At 66.4% G+C, this 17,445-nt stretch carries 14 protein-coding genes and 1 pseudogene; 4 read left to right on the top strand and 11 right to left on the bottom strand.

The window, feature by feature from the left end; genetic code table 11:
- Positions 1 to 9 precede the first annotated feature (9 nt).
- Both EJO69_RS00345 and pgsA read right to left on the bottom strand, forming a co-directional pair.
- The gene (locus tag EJO69_RS00345) at positions 10 to 513 is read right to left on the bottom strand and encodes a CinA family protein (RefSeq protein WP_245993682.1); all 504 of its coding nucleotides are present in this window, start codon (positions 511 to 513) and stop codon (positions 10 to 12) included.
- Positions 500 to 1,075: a CDP-diacylglycerol--glycerol-3-phosphate 3-phosphatidyltransferase gene (gene pgsA, locus EJO69_RS00340; protein ID WP_126037685.1), complete on the bottom strand. Its 576-nt coding sequence runs from the start codon at positions 1,073 to 1,075 to the stop codon at positions 500 to 502. Before pgsA ends, EJO69_RS00345 begins: the two co-directional genes overlap by 14 nt.
- Positions 1,076 to 1,120: 45 nt before the next feature.
- Between pgsA and EJO69_RS00335 the strand changes: the two genes are divergently transcribed.
- Together EJO69_RS00335 and EJO69_RS00330 are read left to right on the top strand one after the other, a co-directional pair.
- Entirely contained in the window at positions 1,121 to 2,413 is a 1,293-nt protein-coding gene (locus tag EJO69_RS00335; RefSeq protein ID WP_126037682.1) for a CapA family protein, read from the top strand.
- 315 nt (positions 2,414 to 2,728) lie between these two features.
- Positions 2,729 to 3,160, top strand: coding sequence for a hypothetical protein (locus EJO69_RS00330; RefSeq protein ID WP_126037679.1), 432 nt, complete (start codon positions 2,729 to 2,731; stop codon positions 3,158 to 3,160).
- A 71-nt stretch (positions 3,161 to 3,231) separates the two neighbouring features.
- Here the strand turns inward: EJO69_RS00330 and EJO69_RS00325 are convergent, their stop codons facing one another.
- From EJO69_RS00325 to dapA, 4 genes are all read right to left on the bottom strand, one after another.
- Positions 3,232 to 5,709 (bottom strand): FtsK/SpoIIIE family DNA translocase, encoded by a 2,478-nt coding sequence (locus EJO69_RS00325; RefSeq protein ID WP_425454732.1) that lies wholly within the window; start codon positions 5,707 to 5,709, stop codon positions 3,232 to 3,234.
- 69 nt (positions 5,710 to 5,778) lie between these two features.
- Positions 5,779 to 6,831 carry an ornithine cyclodeaminase gene (locus EJO69_RS00320; RefSeq protein WP_126037675.1) on the bottom strand — a complete coding sequence of 351 codons (1,053 nt, stop codon included), beginning with the start codon at positions 6,829 to 6,831 and terminating at the stop codon, positions 5,779 to 5,781.
- A gap of 292 nt (positions 6,832 to 7,123) precedes the next feature.
- Positions 7,124 to 8,755, bottom strand: a complete 1,632-nt coding sequence (locus EJO69_RS00315) for a ribonuclease J (protein ID WP_211331521.1) — start codon at positions 8,753 to 8,755, stop codon at positions 7,124 to 7,126.
- Between the two features lie 165 nt (positions 8,756 to 8,920).
- On the bottom strand, positions 8,921 to 9,820 hold the full coding sequence (dapA, locus tag EJO69_RS00310; protein ID WP_425454731.1) for a 4-hydroxy-tetrahydrodipicolinate synthase: 900 nt from the start codon (positions 9,818 to 9,820) through the stop codon (positions 8,921 to 8,923).
- A gap of 90 nt (positions 9,821 to 9,910) precedes the next feature.
- On the opposite strand from dapA, the gene EJO69_RS00305 reads away from it, so the two are divergent.
- Complete coding sequence (locus EJO69_RS00305; RefSeq protein ID WP_126037666.1) at positions 9,911 to 10,513, top strand: GNAT family N-acetyltransferase; 603 nt, start codon at positions 9,911 to 9,913, stop codon at positions 10,511 to 10,513.
- A 53-nt stretch (positions 10,514 to 10,566) separates the two neighbouring features.
- On the opposite strand, the gene dapB is transcribed toward EJO69_RS00305, so the two are convergent.
- The 4 genes and pseudogenes from dapB to EJO69_RS00285 all read right to left on the bottom strand — a co-directional run bounded on the left by dapB (position 10,567) and on the right by EJO69_RS00285 (position 15,385).
- Positions 10,567 to 11,313 carry a 4-hydroxy-tetrahydrodipicolinate reductase gene (gene dapB, locus EJO69_RS00300; protein WP_126042232.1) on the bottom strand — a complete coding sequence of 249 codons (747 nt, stop codon included), beginning with the start codon at positions 11,311 to 11,313 and terminating at the stop codon, positions 10,567 to 10,569.
- 109 nt (positions 11,314 to 11,422) lie between these two features.
- Positions 11,423 to 13,749 (bottom strand): annotated as a pseudogene (locus tag EJO69_RS00295) (polyribonucleotide nucleotidyltransferase).
- Positions 13,750 to 13,950: 201 nt separating this feature from the next.
- Entirely contained in the window at positions 13,951 to 14,220 is a 270-nt protein-coding gene (rpsO, locus tag EJO69_RS00290; protein ID WP_126037663.1) for a 30S ribosomal protein S15, read from the bottom strand.
- A gap of 136 nt (positions 14,221 to 14,356) precedes the next feature.
- A complete protein-coding gene (locus EJO69_RS00285; protein ID WP_126037660.1) occupies positions 14,357 to 15,385 on the bottom strand; it encodes a bifunctional riboflavin kinase/FAD synthetase in 1,029 nt (342 codons plus the stop codon).
- 305 nt (positions 15,386 to 15,690) lie between these two features.
- Here EJO69_RS00285 and EJO69_RS00275 point away from each other — a divergent pair, with 305 nt between their 5' ends.
- Positions 15,691 to 16,269 (top strand): DUF421 domain-containing protein, encoded by a 579-nt coding sequence (locus EJO69_RS00275; protein ID WP_164519803.1) that lies wholly within the window; start codon positions 15,691 to 15,693, stop codon positions 16,267 to 16,269.
- Here the strand turns inward: EJO69_RS00275 and EJO69_RS00270 are convergent.
- A complete protein-coding gene (locus tag EJO69_RS00270; protein WP_126037655.1) occupies positions 16,266 to 17,426 on the bottom strand; it encodes a glycerate kinase in 1,161 nt (386 codons plus the stop codon). The genes EJO69_RS00275 and EJO69_RS00270 overlap by 4 nt on opposite strands.
- Between the last annotated feature and the right edge of the window lie 19 nt (positions 17,427 to 17,445).

The raw sequence follows: 17,445 nt of genomic DNA, 5'->3' as shown, positions 1-17,445 counted from the left end.
TCGCACAGGCTATCTCCAGGTTTCCTCGGCCGTGAGGAATTTGGCCAGGTCGGCGGGGAGCTCCAGATCGGCGAGGAGATGCACGGCGGCGATAACAGTCGATTCACTGACCTCGGCTCGGGTCCCCGGGAAGGTGAACCCAAAGGCTCTGCCATCCTCCCGGCCGATCCAGACGGTGCCCTGCTCGTGGCCGTCGGCAGGACCAGGGCCTGCGACGCCGGTCGTCGAGACGGTGTGGACGGCTCCGGTCACGCGGGCGATGCCCTGCGCCATCTGTGAAGCCACCTGCCCGCAGACGGGCCCCTGCTCGTCGAGCAGAGTCGTATCGACTCCCAGCATCCGGGCCTTCATCTCGTCCGTATAGCTGACAATCCCTCCGAGGAGGATCGCCGAGATCCCCTCTGTCTCCACGAGGCGCACGCACACGGCTCCTCCGGTGAGGGACTCGGCAGTGGCGATCGTGTCGCCGCGCTCGAGAAGGATCTCGGCGGGCCGCAGTTCAGTTGGTTTCACGATTGATCCTTCGTGCGTCCTGAACATATTGGATGGCGGAGACGATCGAGACGACGAGCGCGGCTGCGACCAGAGCCCACGTCAGCCATTCCATCGTGAGCGCGAGTCCATCCGGAAGGAAATCCCGCCACGGCATGAGGAGACCGCCGATGAAGAGGGACTGGAGGAACATCTTGAGCTTGCCGCCCTTACCGGCTGCCATGACAGCCTTCTTCTTCATGTACATCCGCATGATCGTGATGCCGATCTCGCGGGCGAGCATGATAATCGTGACCCACCACCAGAGCATGTCGTGCCAGGACAGCATGATGAGAGCAGCGCCGATGAGGGCCTTATCCGCGATCGAATCCGCGAGCTTGCCGAAATCGGTGATGAGATTCCGGGACCTGGCGAGATACCCGTCGAGCTTGTCGGTCAGCGTGGCAATGAAGAAGATGCCGGTCGCGAGATAGCGGGACGCCGGATCGGCGTCCCAGAACGCCCAGATGAACAGAGGGATGAGCAGCAGCCTGACAACCGTCACTGCGTTCGCGACGTTGAGCACCGGAGGTTGAGAGTTCACTCTCCCAGCCTACGCCGAAACCACCTCCTCCCCTATGCTGGTGCCATGTCGACCCGCACAGCAGTCGCGGCTCTCGCCGCCAGCCTCCTGCTCGCCTCCTGCTCCAGTGTCATCGCCGACACTGAGAGCACCGATGCCTCCGCGCCCAGCGACCAGGCGAGTACGCCTGTCGAGGAGACCCCCGACAGTACGCCCGAGGCCGCGCCCAACACGCCCGAGAGCAATCCCGACGAGCCGATTGCGGAGCTGTCGATCGTCTCCGGTGGCGATATCCTCCTCCACCCCTCGATCTATGAGAGCGCCCGTGTCGGCGCGGATGACTTCGACTTCACGTACCAGTACGAGCACATCGAGCACTGGATCAGTGGCGCGGACCTTGCGCTGTGCTCGCTCGAGGTTCCGATCGCGCCCGAGGGCACCGACTATTCTGGATATCCGATGTTCGGAGCCCCGGCCGATCTCATCCCCTCCCTCAAGGAGGTCGGCTGGGACGGCTGCAACACGGCGACGAACCATACGATGGACAGGGGCTTCGAGGGCGTCGTCCGCACGAACACCGTGCTCGAGGAGAACGGCATGGGCTTCCACGGCGGCGCCCGCACCGAGGATGAGTCGACGCAGGCGCAGTTCTATGACCTGGAAGTCGAAGGGCGCACGGTGACCGTCGCCCACATCTCCGCCACCACCCTGACGAACGGAATTCCGATCCGCGCCGAGCAGCCGTGGTCGTGGTTCGTCATCGGCGAGCTCGGCCCGTACGACACCTCGGACGTTGTCGATATGGCGCAATCAGCGCGCGAGCAGGGCGCCGATCTCGTCGTCGCCTCCATGCATTGGGGCACCGAGTACGTGTCGGAGCCCATCGAGGAGCAGGTGACCATCGCCCAGGAGTTGGCCGACTCCGGCGAGGTCGACCTCGTCTACGGCAATCACTCCCACGTGCCCGAGCCGGTCGCCGAGCTCGACGGCGGACCGCGCGGTGAGGGCATGTGGGTGGCCTGGTCGATGGGCAACCTCATCTCCGGCCAAACCATCGCCAACCATGGTTACCGGGTCACCACCGGCTACCTCGGGACGGCGACCGTCGAGGTGCCCGCAGAAGGTCCTGCATCGGTCACTGCGCTTGACTGGACTGCCGTCACGCAGGACGCACCAGGAGCCAACCGTCTCTACGTCCTCAACGAGGTGATGGCCAACCCGCCGACCGTACTCACGCTGGGACCGGCCGAGCTGCAGGCCCGCGCCGACGTCACCTATCCGGTCATGGAGGGCAGCGAGCGCGCGGAGCGCACGGATCCGCCGACCCGCCAGGTCGAGTCGGTCACTCCCTGGAGATAGCCGGACCGCACGGAGCTGGTGGTCAGGAGCGACCCTGCTGCTGGGCCCCTGTCGCATGTCGCTGTCCGTGACCGCGAACCCCTCAGGTCGGCTCCGCTGGCTGGGCGCAGCCCTACTTCTCGTCGAGCGCTGCCAGGGGAACCGGACCATCGCTGAACGTCTCGGGGAAGACGTCCGAACGCGTCGGAGCAGCGCGGCCGTCGATGACAGGTAAGACACCCTGGCCTGCGAGAGGCGTTGACCACGCGGTGCCCTCGATGGTCCCTTGGGCTCGTGCTCCGACGCGATGATGACAAATGTCCTCTCGGGGACGAGATGCTCCTCGGACGTCGTCTCGCTTATCGTCCCAAGCACAGACTGAACGACGGTCAGTTCGCTGCCCGCAAGCGACTCGTCACCGGACAGCACCTCATCGACTCGTGCCGTCAGGTGCTCCATAGGAAGACCCGGATCGCCGGGAGAATCGGGCGTGCCGTCCCCGCCGTGGTCGACATACTCTCCATCACGCGATATCACTGTGACGACGAGAGTCCCGTCGTGCTGACTCTGCGCATCGTCAAAGGAGGCGTAGATGACGGGAGCAGTGTCGATTCTCTGGCCCGAACTGGTGGACTCGCCGCCCCACGGCCATGTCGCCCCCGCGACAGCGGCGGCAGAAAGGCCGAGCTTACTGCGATGACGAGGTTCTTCTTCACGATCCTCCTCCGGGTGATCGGCTCAGAAGGACTCAGTGTTCTCGGCCTATGACGGCACAGTAGGCCTGTCAGACCGAGATCGCCACGGGAATCTACGTCACCAACGGCGGTTCGACTCTCCGATCACCGACCGGTCAGCTGCCAGGCGTCTTCGGAGTCGTCGTCATCCTCGTCCCAGTACTCTTCTGCTTCACGGGCGGCGGGAAGGACCTGGGTGCCGTCCACCGGCTCCTCATCGATGGCCGACTCGTAGGCACCGCCGGGCGGCTCCTCGCCCCGGAGCATGGCCAGCACCTCGGGAAGCTGCTCGGGCTTGACGAGAACCTCGCGGGCTTTTGACCCCTCGGAGGGGCCGACAATGTCGCGCGATTCCAGCAGGTCCATCATCCGCCCCGCCTTTGCGAAGCCGATGCGGAGCTTCCTCTGGAGCATCGAGGTCGAGCCGAAGTCCGTCGAGACGACGAGCTCAGCCGCCTGGAGGAGGATGTCGAGGTCGTCGCCGATGTCGTCGTCGACCTGCTTCTTCGACTCGGCCTTGACCGTGACGTCCTCCCGGTACTCGGGGGTCATCTTCGTCTTGACGTAGTCGACGACCTTTTCGACCTCAGACTCCCCGACCCAGGCGCCCTGGACGCGGATGGGCTTCGATGCGCCGGAGGGCATGAACAGGGCATCGCCCTGGCCGATGAGCTTCTCGGCACCGGGCTGGTCGAGGATGACGCGAGAATCGGCCAGCGATGAGGTGGAGAACGCGAGCCTCGAGGGCACGTTGGCCTTGATGAGGCCGGTGACGACGTCAACCGAGGGCCGCTGGGTGGCGAGGACGAGGTGGATGCCGGCGGCGCGGGCGAGCTGGGTGATCCGCTGGATCGAGGACTCGACATCGCGGGGGGCGACGAGCATGAGGTCGGCAAGCTCGTCGACGACAACGACGAGGTAGGGGTAGGGCTTGATCTCCCGCTCGGAGCCGGGCAGGGGCTGGATATGGCCGGCGTGGACAGCCTCGTTGAACTGGTCGACGTGGCGGTGCCCGAAGGCGGCGAGGTCGTCGTAGCGCCTGTCCATCTCCTCGACCACCCACTCGAGGGCCTCGGCCGCCTTCTTCGGGTTCGTGATGATCGGGGTGATGAGGTGGGGAATACCCGCGTAGCCGGTGAGCTCGACCCTCTTCGGGTCGACGAGGATGAGCCGGACCTGATCCGGTGTCGCACGCATGAGGATCGACGTGATCATCGAGTTGATGAAGGACGACTTGCCCGAGCCCGTCGCGCCGGCGACCAGCAGGTGCGGCATGCGCGACAGGTTCGCGACCACGTAGTTCCCCTGGACGGACTTGCCGAGGCCGACGACGAGCGGATGCGTCTGCTTGTTCGCCACCGAGGAGCGCAGCACGTCACCGAGAACGACGGTCTCCCGGTCGGCATTGGGGATCTCGATGCCGATGGCCTGCTTGCCGGGGATCGGCGAGAGGATGCGAACATCGGCCGAGGCCACCGCGTAGGCGATGTTCTTCGACAGCTGAGTGATCTTCTCGACCTTGGTGCCGGGGCCCAGCTCGACCTCGTACTGAGTCACTGTCGGCCCGCGGGAGAAGCCGGTGACCTGAGCATCGACCGCGAATTCCTCGAACAGGTTCGTCAGCGTCGCGACCACCGAGTCGTTGACCTCGGAGCGCTCCTTGTGCGGGGCGCCCGCGGCCAGCATCCCCATGTCCGGCAGCTCGTAGGCGAGGCTCGGCGAGAGCTCGGGCTGCTCGAAGACGGTCGGCGACTCGGGCTCGGTGTCAGCGGTCGGCTCGGGCGCCTCGGGAGGGTCGATGACGGCGGTGGACGGAGAAGCGGGGGCAGGCTTCGACCGCCTCTTCGGTGTCGCGATCGGGGCTGGCAGATCGGGCGCCTCCTCGATCTCATACGGCTCCTCGTACGGCTCGTCCTCGGCCTCGATCGCCTCCCGGCGCCGGCGCCTCAGACGCTCCCCGAGGGGCTCGCGCCGCTCCGTCGGCTGTGCGGCACTGTAGCGATCGAGAATCTGCCGGATCGACGTCGAGCTGCCGTAGAGAATCGCGTAGATCGCGAGGAGGACGAGAATGGGGACGGCGCCCCACGGCGAGAGCAGGTAGGACAAGCCGCCGCCGACGAGCCATCCGACGATCCCGCCGGCCGCTTCAACCGACTCGATCGACTCGAGGGGGCTCTGCGCGCCGAGGACGATGTGGAGGATGCCGGTGATGGCGAGGATGAGAAGGACCGTACCGATGACGAGGCTCCGATTGGCGCCCCTCGTCGAGTCCCGGAACAGGCGGACGGCGAAGAAGACAAGGACAATCGGGACCAGAACGGAGAGCAGGCCGACGGGGCCAGCCGTCACGTGATGGATGACGGAGCCGAGGGCACCCGACAGTTGGAACCATTCCCGCAGCGCGACGATGATCGCCGCACCGACGAGTGTCAGCGCGAGCCCATCCTGCCGGGCCGGCGACGGCTCCACAGCAGGCTCGGGCTGGACCTCCGTCTTCGGCGGGTCCTGGCGGCGCCGCACGCGGCGCCCGCTCGTCTCCTGCGAGGCTTTGCGGCCGGGTCTCCTGGGTTCTGACTTGCTCACACCCTCGAGGATAGTTCTCCGACCAGCCTGTTTCCTACCCACGCGCCGAACCGCCGGGGGCGGACTATCTCACGCGAGGCGCTCTTCGAGGGACTCGGTCGACTCAACGGGGTGCATGATGAGGGAGAACAGGTCCTTTGGGTCACGCGGATCGGCGATGAGGTCGATATCGGTCTGCAGGTCCGTTCCGGCCGTCGCACGCCAGCACACGCGCAGGGCGCTGAGGTCCGCGAGCGCGAAGCCGACCGAGTCGAAGACGGTGATGTCGCGGTCACTGAGGCGGCCTTCGGCGCGCTCGGTCACGACCCGCCACATCTCCGTGACAGGGAAGTCGGCGGGCAGCTGCTGGATCTCGCCCTCGATCCTCGTCTGCTCCTCAAACTCGACGAAGACCCGTGCTCGCTGGAGGATACGGGGATCGAGCTCGGTCTTACCGGGGCAGTCACCGCCGATCGCGTTGATGTGGACACCGGGCTCGACGTGGGAGTCGAGGAGGACCGTCGCCTGCTGCTTGTCGGCTGTACAGGTGGTGATGATGTCGGCGTCCGTCACCGCCTCGTGGGCACTTGAGCATTCCTTGACGCGGAAGCCGAGAGGCTCGAGGTTGTCGGCGAGCTTGGCCGTCGCCTGCCCATCAGCGTCATAGATGAGGAGTTCGTCGACGCCGATGAGCTCGCGCATGCCCAGCGCCTGGAATTCGGCCTGCGAGCCCGCGCCGATCATTGCCATCCGCGTCGATCCCGGGCGGGCGAGGTGTGTGGCGGCCACGGCCGACATCGCTGCTGTCCTCATGGCTGTCAGGAGCGTCATCTCCGCGAGGAAGACCGGATGACCGGTGTTGACATCGGCGAGCGCGCCGAAGGCGGCGATGGTCTGGATTCCGCGCAGGGGGTTGGACGGGTGCCCGTTCACATACTTGAAGGCGTACAGGTCCTCATCGGAGATCGGCATGAGCTCGATGACTCCGATGTCGGAGTGCGTGGCGATGCGGGGGATCTTCTCGAACGCCTCCCACTTGGCGAGGTCCTCTTCAATGCCCGCGGCGATTGCCCGGATGACGGGCTGCAGCCCGTCACGCGCGATCCACCTCGCCATATCCTTCACACCGACGAATTGCGTCATTGCGGCTCCTGCCTCTTGTGCCCCGCCGTCACTCCCCTGGTCGGGTCGTGGCCCGCTCGTGGCGGCATTGTGTGCCAGTCCCCCGAAGGTTCTCACGATGCGGACACGAGGGTCCTTCGGACAGATTGTGCCATGAGACACACGAGAGCGCCATAGGCGCGCCATCTCCCCGGGCATCTCTCCCCATGAGGAACCCACACGACGATCGGTTGGAGATCAGAGCCCCCAAACTTCTCTCCCGTCCCTCCGATACTGAGGAGGCCGCCCCGTGGGGCGGCCTCCTCGATGAGAATCAGACTTCGATGACGGTGGGGACGATCATCGGGCGGCGGCGGAGCCTGCGGGAGACCCAGCGGCCGACCGCCCTGCGCATCGCCTGCTGCATCTGGTACGTGTCACCGTCGTTGTCGAGGACGTCCTGGAGCGCCTTCGTCACCTCCGGAAGCACCTTCTCGAACACATCATCATCCTCGGCCATGGCGCGAGCCTGGATGTGGGGGCCGGAGATGATGGCGCGCTTCGCCGTGTCGACGACCGCGAAGATCGCAACGAAGCCCTCCTCGGAGAGGATGCGGCGGTCCTTGAGCTCGGCCTCGGTGATATCGCCGACGGACGAGCCGTCAACATACACGTATCCGCAGGGCACGGCTCCGACCATCGACGCCTCGCCGTCCACGAGGTCGATGACGGCGCCATCCTCGGCAAGCATGACATTCTCGGCCGGCACGCCGGTCTTGACGGCGAGCGCGCCGTTGGCAACGAGGTGCCGGATCTCGCCGTGGATGGGCATGACCGCGGTCGGCTGGACGATGTTGTAGCAGTAGAGGAGCTCACCGGCGGAGGCGTGGCCCGAGACGTGGACGCGGGCGTTCGCCTGGTGGATGACCTTGGCGCCGAGGCGCATGAGCCCGTTGATGAGGCGGAATACGGAGTTCTCATTGCCGGGGATGAGGGACGAGGCGAAGATGACGGTGTCGCCCGGGCCGACCGCGATACTCTGGTGGTTCTCGTTGGCGATGCGGGACAGCACCGCCATCGGCTCACCCTGCGACCCCGTCGACATGTAGACGCGCTTGGACGGCGGGTAGTCGTTCATCCTCTTGAGATCGACGAGGACGCCGTCCGGCACGTCGAGGTAGCCGAGGTCGGAGGCGATGCCCATGTTGCGCACCATGGATCGGCCCACGAAGGCGACGACCCTGTTGTTCGCAGCCGCCGCGTCGAGGATCTGCTGGACGCGGTGGACGTGCGAGGCGAAGGAGGCGACGACGATCTGACCGGTCACCTGGGAGAAGGCCTGCTCGAGGACAGGACCGATCTCGACCTCTGAGGTCGTGAAGCCGGGCACCTCCGCATTCGTCGAGTCGACCATGAACAGGTCGACGCCCTCTTCACCGAGACGGGCGAAGGCGCGAAGGTCGGTGATGCGGCCGTCGAGCGGCAGCTGGTCCATCTTGAAGTCGCCCGTGATGAGGACGTTGCCGGCAACGGTCCGGATCATCGCGGCGAGCGCGTCCGGAATCGAGTGGTTGACCGCGACAAACTCCAGCTCGAAGGGTCCGAAGGTCTCGATGTCACCCTCTGCCACCTGAAGGGTGTAGGGGCTGATGCGGTGCTCCTGGAGCTTCGCCTCGATGAAGGCGAGGGTGAGCTGCGAGCCGACGATCGGGATGTCGTTCTTGAGACGCAGAAGGTACGGGACCGCTCCGATGTGGTCCTCGTGCCCGTGGGTGAGGACAATGGCGACGATGTCGTCGAGCCTGTCCTCGATGTATTCGAAGTCCGGCAGGATGAGGTCGACACCGGGCTGGGCCTCCTCGGGGAAGAGGACGCCGCAGTCGACGATGAGGATCTTGCCGTTGATCTCGAAGACGGTCATGTTGCGGCCGACCTCGCCAAGGCCCCCCAGAGGGACGATCCTCAGGGCGTTCTTCTTGAGCGGGCCTGGGGTCTGAAGTTCGGTTAGCGCGTAGTTCACCTCATCATTGTTTCACGAACGCGCCACATAATGCAGAAGCGCCGTGAGACGGCGCCGACAGACGAGAACGAGGCCCACGCATGGGCCTCGTTCAGGGTACGGAAGGTCGGGCTAGTCGATATAGCCCTGGGCGGATAGGACTCTGCGCAGGTTGTCGAGCTCGAGCTGGCTCGCTCCGACGAGCGGCAGTCTGACGGTCGGAGTCGGCAGCACTCCCATCATCGCGACAGCCTCCTTCGCCATGACGGCGCCCTGGCCGGTGCCCATGATCGCCTCAACGAGCGGGTGCACCTCCTCGTCGATCCTCTGGGCCGCCGCGAGATCGCCCGCGTCGAGCGCCTCGACCATCGCCCGGTACTTCCGTGCGGCCACGTGACCGACAACGGAGACGACACCGGATCCGCCGATCGCCATCCACGCGAGGTTGAGGCCATCATCGCCCGAGTAGTACTCGAGGCCGGTGCGGCGAGCGGTGGCGATGCCGCGGGGCAGGTCCGCAGCCGCGTCCTTGACGGCCCTGATCTTCGGGTTATCGGCCAGACGGTCGAAGACCTCGTCGGAGATCTTCACCCCCGTGCGCCCGGGAATGTCGTAGACCATGACGGGCAGATCCGTCGAGTCGGCGATCGCGGAGATGTGCTGGTAGATCCCCTCCTGCGACGGCTTCGAGTAGTAGGGCGAGACGATGAGCAGGCCCTGGGCGCCGCACTTCTCGGCACTCCGCGCGATCCGCACCGCGTGCGCCGTGTCATTGGAGCCCGCGCCGGCCATGACCATCGCCCGGTCTCCGACCTCGGCGACGACGGCGCGGACGAGGTCGTCCTTCTCCGGCTGGTGCGTCGTCGGGGATTCACCGGTCGTACCGGACAGGACGATGCAGTCGACGCCCTCCTCAACGAGGTGGGCGGCGAGGCGGCGAGCTGAGTCTGTGTCGAGCGAGCCGTCGGGGGCGAATGGCGTGGCCATGGCCACTGCGACGGAGCCGAATGTGCGTGATGTACCCATGACCACAGCCTAGCGCGTCGCCTCATACTGCAGACCCCGCCGCCGCCAAGTGTCAACTATGTGGACCTCGAATGGGCCTGCCGATAGGGTGGCACAATGACTGCCGCTCTCCCAGATTCGTTTGTCCGGCCCTCGATCGTCTCCGACGTCCCCTTCATCGGCACGATGCACGCGACGACCATGAAGGCGGCCCTGGCGGCCGCCCTCGGCCACGATCTATCGGAGGAGCTTGAGCGGCAGATCAGCGCCGAGGAGCTTGCCAAGGGCTGGTCGGACTCGATCTCGGCACCGCCCTCCCCCGCGTACCGCACGCTGACCGCGGTCGAGGGAGCCGCCATCGTCGGCTTCGCCGCGACCGCTCCCGCGGATCAGGCACTCGCGGGCGCGCCGGAGGACAATCCCGGGGTCATGGAGATCCTCGCACTCGAGGTTCCGCGGAACAATGGACGAAAGGGTCACGGCTCCCGCCTGCTCTCCGCCATCGCCGAGTTCGCCGAGAAGGATCGGGTGACCGAGATGCAGGTCTGGATCCTCGTCGGTGACGAGGCGAAGACCCGTTTCTTCCAGGGTGCGGGATTCGCCCCCCGCGGGATCCAGCGCAGCCTCGACCTCGGCGCTGAGCGCGTGACCGAGCAGTGCTGGTACACGATCATGACCGGCGACGACCACGGCGACGACGCCGGACACAACCACGGCTGATCGGCGGCCTGGGTCCGCCTGGCGACGTGCGCCCGCAGGCCCTCGGCGACCTGTTACAGGTCCATGATCCTATCCAGCCCGTAGGTGAGCCCGGGCCGGTTCGCCACCTCGCGAATCGCCAGCAGAACGCCCGGATAGAAGGACGCTCTGTCGAATGAGTCCGTCCGGATCGTCAGCTGCTCGCCCGGGTTGCCGAAGACGATCTCCTCGTGGGCCGTGAGGCCACGGAGCCGGACAGCATGGACGCGGACGCCATCGATATCGGCGCCGCGGGCGCCGTGCGGGTCGGTCTCCGTCGCGTCCGGCATTGCACCCATCCCTGCATCCCTGCGGGCCTGGGCAATGTGCTTCGCGGTCGTCATGGCCGTCCCCGACGGGGCATCGACCTTGTTCGGATGGTGCAGCTCGATGACCTCGGCCGACTCGAAGTAGGCCGCCGCCCGGGCTGCGAATGCCATGGCGAGCACCGCCGATAGCGCGTAGTTCGGGGCAATGATGACGCCTGTGCCGGGTGTGCCCGCGAGCCTCTCCTTGACCTGGGCCAGGCTCTCATCCGTCCACCCGGTGGTGCCGACGACGCAGTGCACGCCTGCATCGATGCAGGCAAGGACGTTGCCGAGCGTTGCGTCCGGCCTGGTGAACTCGACGGCGACCTCCGCCCCGTTGAGGCTCTCCGCCGTGATGTCGTCCCCCGCATCGAGGCGTGCGACCAGTTCGAGACCGTCGGTCGATTCGATTCCCGCGGAGATGGCGTGGCCCATGCGGCCCTGTGCTCCAATGACTGCAACCTTCATGGCGATCACTCTACCGACGAATACCGGGCCGCCGCTTCTCGGTTCACCGTGAGACGGCCGTGGGCCGATCCTTGACGGATCGGCCCACGGTTCGATGATCGGCTATGCCGGTTGCTCAGTCCTCGTCGGACTTGCGGGTGCGGCGACGCTGACGGCTGCGGGGCTTGCGCTCGCCGCGCTCCTCGCCGCCGTTCTCGTCGTTGCCATTCTCGTCGTTGCCGTTCTCCTCGACATCGTCGGCTGAGCTGTCCTTCTCGTTCTCTTCGCCCTCGACGATGGCGTGGAGCGAGAGCTTGCCGCGCTGATCGATCTCGGCGAGCTCGACCTGGACCTTGTCGCCCACGTTGAGGACGTCCTCGACGTTCTCCACCCTCTTGCCGCCGACCATGCGACGGATCTGGGTGATGTGGAGGAGGCCGTCCTTGCCCGGGGAGAGCGAGACGAACGCGCCGAAGGAGGTCGTCTTGACGACGGTGCCGACAAAGCGCTCGCCGACCTCCGGCATCGTCGGGTTGGCGATCGAGTTGATGGCCTGGCGAGCAGCCTCGGCTGCGGCGCCATTGGTCGCACCGACGAAGACCGTACCGTCATCCTCGATGGAGATGTCGGCGCCCGTATCCTCCTGGATCTGGTTGATCATCTTGCCCTTCGGGCCGATGACCTCGCCGATCTTGTCAACCGGGATCTTGATGGTGATGATGCGGGGAGCGGTCTCGTTCATGTCGTCCGGCACCGAGATGGCGTCGTCCATGATGTCGAGGATCGCGATGCGGGCATCGCGCGCCTGGCCGAGTGCCGCAGAGAGCACCTGCGCCGGGAGACCGTCGAGCTTCGTGTCGAGCTGGATGGCGGTGACGAACTCACGGGTACCGGCGACCTTGAAGTCCATGTCACCCAGTGCGTCTTCGGCACCGAGGATGTCGGTCAGCGCGACGAAGCGGTGCTCGCCGTCGACGACCTCGCTCATGAGGCCCATGGCGATGCCGGCCACCGAGGCGCGCAGCGGCACGCCCGCGTTGAGCAGCGACAGGGTCGACGCGCAGACGGAGCCCATCGAGGTCGAGCCGTTGGAGCCGAGAGCCTCAGACACCTGGCGGATCGCGTAGGGGAAGTCCTCGCGGCTCGGCAGGACGGGAACGATGGCGCGCTCGGCGAGCATGCCGTGGCCGATCTCGCGACGCTTGGGCGATCCCACGCGGCCGGTCTCACCGGTCGAGTAGGGCGGGAAGTTGTAGTGGTGCATGTAGCGCTTCGACGTCTCCGGGAGAGGTTGTCGAGCTGCTGCTCCATCTTCAGCATGTTGAGCGTCGTGACGCCGAGGATCTGCGTCTCGCCGCGCTGGAAGAGCGCGGAGCCGTGGACTCGGGGCAGCACGTTCGTCTCGGCCGAGATCGAGCGGATCTCGGCGGGCTGACGGCCGTCCATGCGGACACCGTCCGTGAGGACGCGGTGACGCATCTGCTTCTTGAAGACGGCGTTGACGGCCGCGGCGAGCTCGCCCTCACCCTCCGGGTAATCCTTCGACAGCTCGGCGACAACGTGGGTCGTGAGCTCGTTGAGGGCGCTGTCGCGGTCGGCCTTGGCGACGATCTCGAGGATGGGCTGAAGGCGGTCAGCGATCTGCTTCTCGACGCGGGCGAACTGCTCGTCCGTGTAGGGCAGGAACACCGGGTAATCCTGGGTGTCCTCGCCTGCCTGGTCGACCAGCTCCTGCTGTGCCTCGCACAGGACGCGGATGAAGGACTTCGCGGCCTCGAGACCCTCGGTGACCGTGTCCTCGGTCGGCGCCTGGGCGCCGCCCTGGATGAGATCCCAGGCGTACTCGCCGGCCTCGGCCTCGACCATCATGACGGCAACATCGTCGCCGACGATACGGCCTGCGACGACCATCGAGAACGTCGCGCGGCTGAGCTCGCTGTAGCGCGGGAAAGCAACCCACTGGCCGTCGATGAGGGCGACGCGCACGGCGCCGATCGGGCCGGAGAACGGAAGCGGCGAGAGGCTCGTCGACAGCGAGGCCGCGTTGATTGCGACAACGTCATAGGCGTCGTCCGGGTGGACGGCCATGATCGTCTCGACGATCTGCACCTCGTTGCGCAGGCCCTTTGCGAAGGCCGGACGCAGCGGGCGGTCGATGAGGCGGCAGGTGAGGATCGCGTCGGTGCCGGGTCGTGCTTCGCGGCGGAAGAACGAGCCGGGGATGCGGCCGGCGGCGTAGGAGCGCTCCTCGACGTCGACGGTCAGCGGGAAGAAGTCGAAGTGATCCTTCGGCGACTTGGACGCGGTGGTCGCGGACAGGATGGCGGTCTCGCCATCCAGGTAGGCCATAGCCGACCCTGCGGCCTGGCGGGCGAGCAGCCCTGTCTCGAAACGGATGGTGCGGGTGCCGAATGAACCGTTGTCGATGGTTGCTTCAGCGAATTTAATGTCGGGACCTTCCATGGTTCCTCTTCTTTCTGGGAGCCGGCCACGGTCATCGATTGCTCATCACGGGTTCTCGCCCCGTAATACACAACCGAGGACCGGTCATCGGCTCCTCGTTCTTCTATTCGTTATTCTTCTTCGGTGCTGTCAGGGCGCGTGCCGGTCGGGCACGGCGGGACAACTGGAGGCCCGGGCCACTGAGGGCCCGGGCCAGGAGTTCTAGCGACGCAGTCCGAGACGTGCGATCAGCGAGCGGTAACGCTCGATGTCCTCGTTCGCGAGGAACTTCAACAGCCGCTTGCGCTGGCCGATGAGGAGCATGAGACCACGACGTGAGTGGTGGTCGTGCTTGTGCGAGCGGAAGTGCTCGGTCAGCTGGCTGATCCGAGCGGAGAGCAGGGCCACCTGCACCTCCGGCGAGCCGGTGTCACCCTCATGAGTGGCGTATTCCTTGATGATCTGCTGCTTTTTCTCAGGTGAGAGAGCCATGTTTCTCCAATTCTTTCCGTTGCACAGAGCTCCGGGGCCTGTTCTCCCGGGCATGACGCATCCGTGGCCGATAAGACGGCTTGACCAGCGTAGCACGGTGCCTCCACCGCGCCCCGGGGGCCAATCGTGACGTTCGCTACCAGTGGAGGTTCTGCAGAGCGGAGATCTCCGTGCCTGCCGTGACCTCGGCGGGATCGACGCGGCCGCTGACGGGGACGCCGAGCGCGAGCGCGGACTGGCGCAGATCCTCATCCATCTGGTCGAGGAGCGCCTCGACGGTGTCGAAAGCGAGCATCGGCCGGAGCCAGGCGACAAGATCGATCGACACCTCTTCGCCGTACAGGTCAAGGTCGGACCGTCCGAGGACGTGGGCTTCGACCGTGCGCTTCTCGCCGTCGAACTGCGGATTCGTGCCGATGGAGATCGCCGCGGGCAGGTTCTCAACCGCGGGCGTACCGGGGACCGTGCGGACCAGCCAGCCTGCGTACACACCGTCCTGCGGGACGACGCCTGCGGAGGATGCCTGAAGGTTGGCGGTGGGGAATCCGAGTTCGCGGCCGCGCTTGTGGCCGTGGACGACCGTTCCCTGAAGGCGGTGGAGACGACCGAGCACCTTGGTCGCACCCTTGACGTTGCCGTCATCGAGGAGTTCTCGCAGCCAGGTCGACGACCAGCGCCGCCCGCTTCCCGGATCCTCGAGGTCATCGACGAGTGTGACGGAGATGCCGAGCTCCTCCCCCAGCTGGGTCAGCAGCCGGCCATCTCCGCTGTTGGCGCGCCCGAATCGAACGTCCTCACCGACGACGACGGCTGCGGCCCTGAGCAGACCGACCAGCTGGTCGCGGACGAACTCCTCGGCGCTCGCCTGCGCGTAGTCGAGCGTGTAGTGCTGGACGAAGGTCGCATCGACGCCGAGCGCCTCGAGCAGGTGAAGACGATCCTCGAGTGAGATGACGAGCGGGATCTCGCTGTCGGGGTTATGGACCGATCCCGGGTGCGGGTCGAACGTGAGGACGACGCTCGGAACTCCGAGCTCGTGCGCCTGCCGGATCGTCTCGGCGATGACAGCGCGATGACCGCGGTGCACGCCATCGAAGATCCCGATCGTGACGACGGAGCCCCGAAGATCGGCAGGGACGTCGTCAGTCGAGCGCCATACCTCCATCAGATGCCTGATCGAAGGCCGAGCTGGGGACGGCCCTCCGAGCGGTCCTTGATGTTCGAATCGACCGTGACGCCGCGGCCGCCACCGCAGCCACAGCCTCCGCCGCCACCATGGCCTCCGTGACCACGACCGCCGCAGCCGCATCCGCCGGTGGCCGGCACTTCACGCTTTCCACATGCACAGGTTTCACTCATGGTGACAGTCTAAAGCACCTGCTCTGGAGAGATGGATTCGTCCGGCGATGGTTCGACCTCATTCTGGCGGTGTCGCCCGATCTGCATACGATCGTGAGGCAGAGTGGAGAGATGAATACTGACATCATCCGCGACTGGATCCTCATCACCCCGGAAGGCGCCCTCGCTGTCGTGCTGTCGACCGTGGTCATGTATCTTCTCTTCCTCGTCGCATCCCGAATCATCGGGGCTCGCATGTTCACCGGGCTGACAAGCTTCGACATGTCGGCCGCGCTCATCTTCGGAGCAATCGTCGGCAGAGCGACGCTGGGGCCCGGTCCCACCCTGACGGCCGGTGTCATCGCCTTCCTCACCCTCCTCATCCTTCAGGGAGCCCTCGGCGTATTCGCCCACTCGGGCGGGGCCCGGATCGTCAACAACCGCCCGATCCTGCTCGTCGCCGGCACTCGGGTGTTGGAGGATGCGATGTCGCGCACGAGGATCACGAGGGCCGAACTGCAGTCCAAGATGAGGCTGGCGGGGATCCAGTCAATCGACCAGATCTCAGCCGTCATCCTCGAGCCCACGGGGGCGATCTCTGTGCTCCGCAGCGATTGCCTCATCGACCACGGCCTCATCGACGATGTCATCGGCCGGGAGCAGATTCCCCGGCACCTGGTGCGCTGGACGGAGGAGGCGGGGACGATCTAAGGGGCTCCGGCCGCGCCGCGAGTCATCACCCCGAACATCCGCGCGATGCTGTAGGCCGCCGCGGTGAGATTGTCTGCCGTGTGCGCGATTGCGCTCTCGAGAGTTTCGGGCCCGCGCCCAATAGTGAACGCGGCCGTGACGCCCTCGGCATAGACGTCCTCGATGCCGTCCCCGATCGATCCGGTGAGGACGATGACAGGTAGATCTGACCGGTGCCTGGCGACCCAGCGGGCCACCCCGACCGGCACCTTGCCCGAGAGGGACTGCCCATCGATCTGACCCTCTCCGGTGAGAACGAGGTCGGCGTCCGCGAGGACTCCAGCGAAGTCAACGGCATCGAGGACGGTGTCGATGCCGGGTTCAAGCTCTGCGCCGCAGAAGGCCATGAGGCCGCCGGCGAGCCCGCCGGCGGCGCCGGCTCCCGGCACGTGGGCCACGTCGATGCCGAGATCGGAGGCGATGACGCCGGCCAGGTGGACGAGCCCGGCATCCAACCGCTCGACCATCTCGGGATCCGCTCCCTTCTGCGGGGAGAAGACATGCGCGGCTCCGTGAGCGCCTGTCAGCGGATTGTCGATGTCGCACATGACGGTGAGGCCGACGCCCGCAAGCGCACGTCGCGCCTCGGACACATCGACACGCTGTACCTCCGCCAGCGTCGCCCCGACGGGCACGAACTCACGTCCCTCCGCGTCGAGGAACCTCACGCCGAGTGCGGCGGCGGCCCCGCAGCCGAGATCGGTCGTCGCGCTTCCACCGGCGCCGACGATGATGCGGCGCGAACCGCGGGCGATCGCGTGCTTGATCAATTCGCCCACACCATAGGTCGTCGCTTCGGCCGTGTCCTTCCGCCCTTCGGCGAGGGGCAGGCCCGCGCATGCCGCCATCTCGACGACCGCGGCACCCCCGGGGAGGACCCCGTAGTCGGCCGTGACCATGTCGCCCGGGAATACGCCGCATACCCGCGCGGTGACGGACTCTCCTCCGGCCGCCGCCAGCATGGCCGCGACGGTGCCCTCCCCGCCATCCGCCACCGGTATCTCACTGATGCGGGCGGTGGGCAGCGCACGGCGAACGCCGTCCGCAATCGCCCTGTGAGCCTCGATCGAGGTGAGGGCACCCTTGAAGGAATCGGAGATGACGATGATGTGGTGCATACAGGCACCCCTCCCGGGC

This window comes from Flaviflexus salsibiostraticola (assembly GCF_003952265.1).
In the GTDB taxonomy this organism is placed as follows: Bacteria; Actinomycetota; Actinomycetes; order Actinomycetales; family Actinomycetaceae; genus Flaviflexus; species Flaviflexus salsibiostraticola.
Note: the sequence above shows the minus strand (reverse complement) of the source record. Positions and strands in the feature narration are given on the sequence as shown.

Coding starts and splice junctions, on each gene's coding strand:
- EJO69_RS00335 (WP_126037682.1), top strand. CDS start 1,121: ATGTCGACCCGCACAGCAGTCGCGGCTCTCGCCGCCAGCCTCCTGCTC.
- EJO69_RS00330 (WP_126037679.1), top strand. CDS start 2,729: ATGCTCCTCGGACGTCGTCTCGCTTATCGTCCCAAGCACAGACTGAAC.
- EJO69_RS00320 (WP_126037675.1), bottom strand. CDS start 6,831: ATGACGCAATTCGTCGGTGTGAAGGATATGGCGAGGTGGATCGCGCGT.
- EJO69_RS00305 (WP_126037666.1), top strand. CDS start 9,911: ATGACTGCCGCTCTCCCAGATTCGTTTGTCCGGCCCTCGATCGTCTCC.
- rpsO (WP_126037663.1), bottom strand. CDS start 14,220: ATGGCTCTCTCACCTGAGAAAAAGCAGCAGATCATCAAGGAATACGCC.
- EJO69_RS00285 (WP_126037660.1), bottom strand. CDS start 15,385: ATGGAGGTATGGCGCTCGACTGACGACGTCCCTGCCGATCTTCGGGGC.
- EJO69_RS00275 (WP_164519803.1), top strand. CDS start 15,691: ATGAATACTGACATCATCCGCGACTGGATCCTCATCACCCCGGAAGGC.
- EJO69_RS00270 (WP_126037655.1), bottom strand. CDS start 17,426: ATGCACCACATCATCGTCATCTCCGATTCCTTCAAGGGTGCCCTCACC.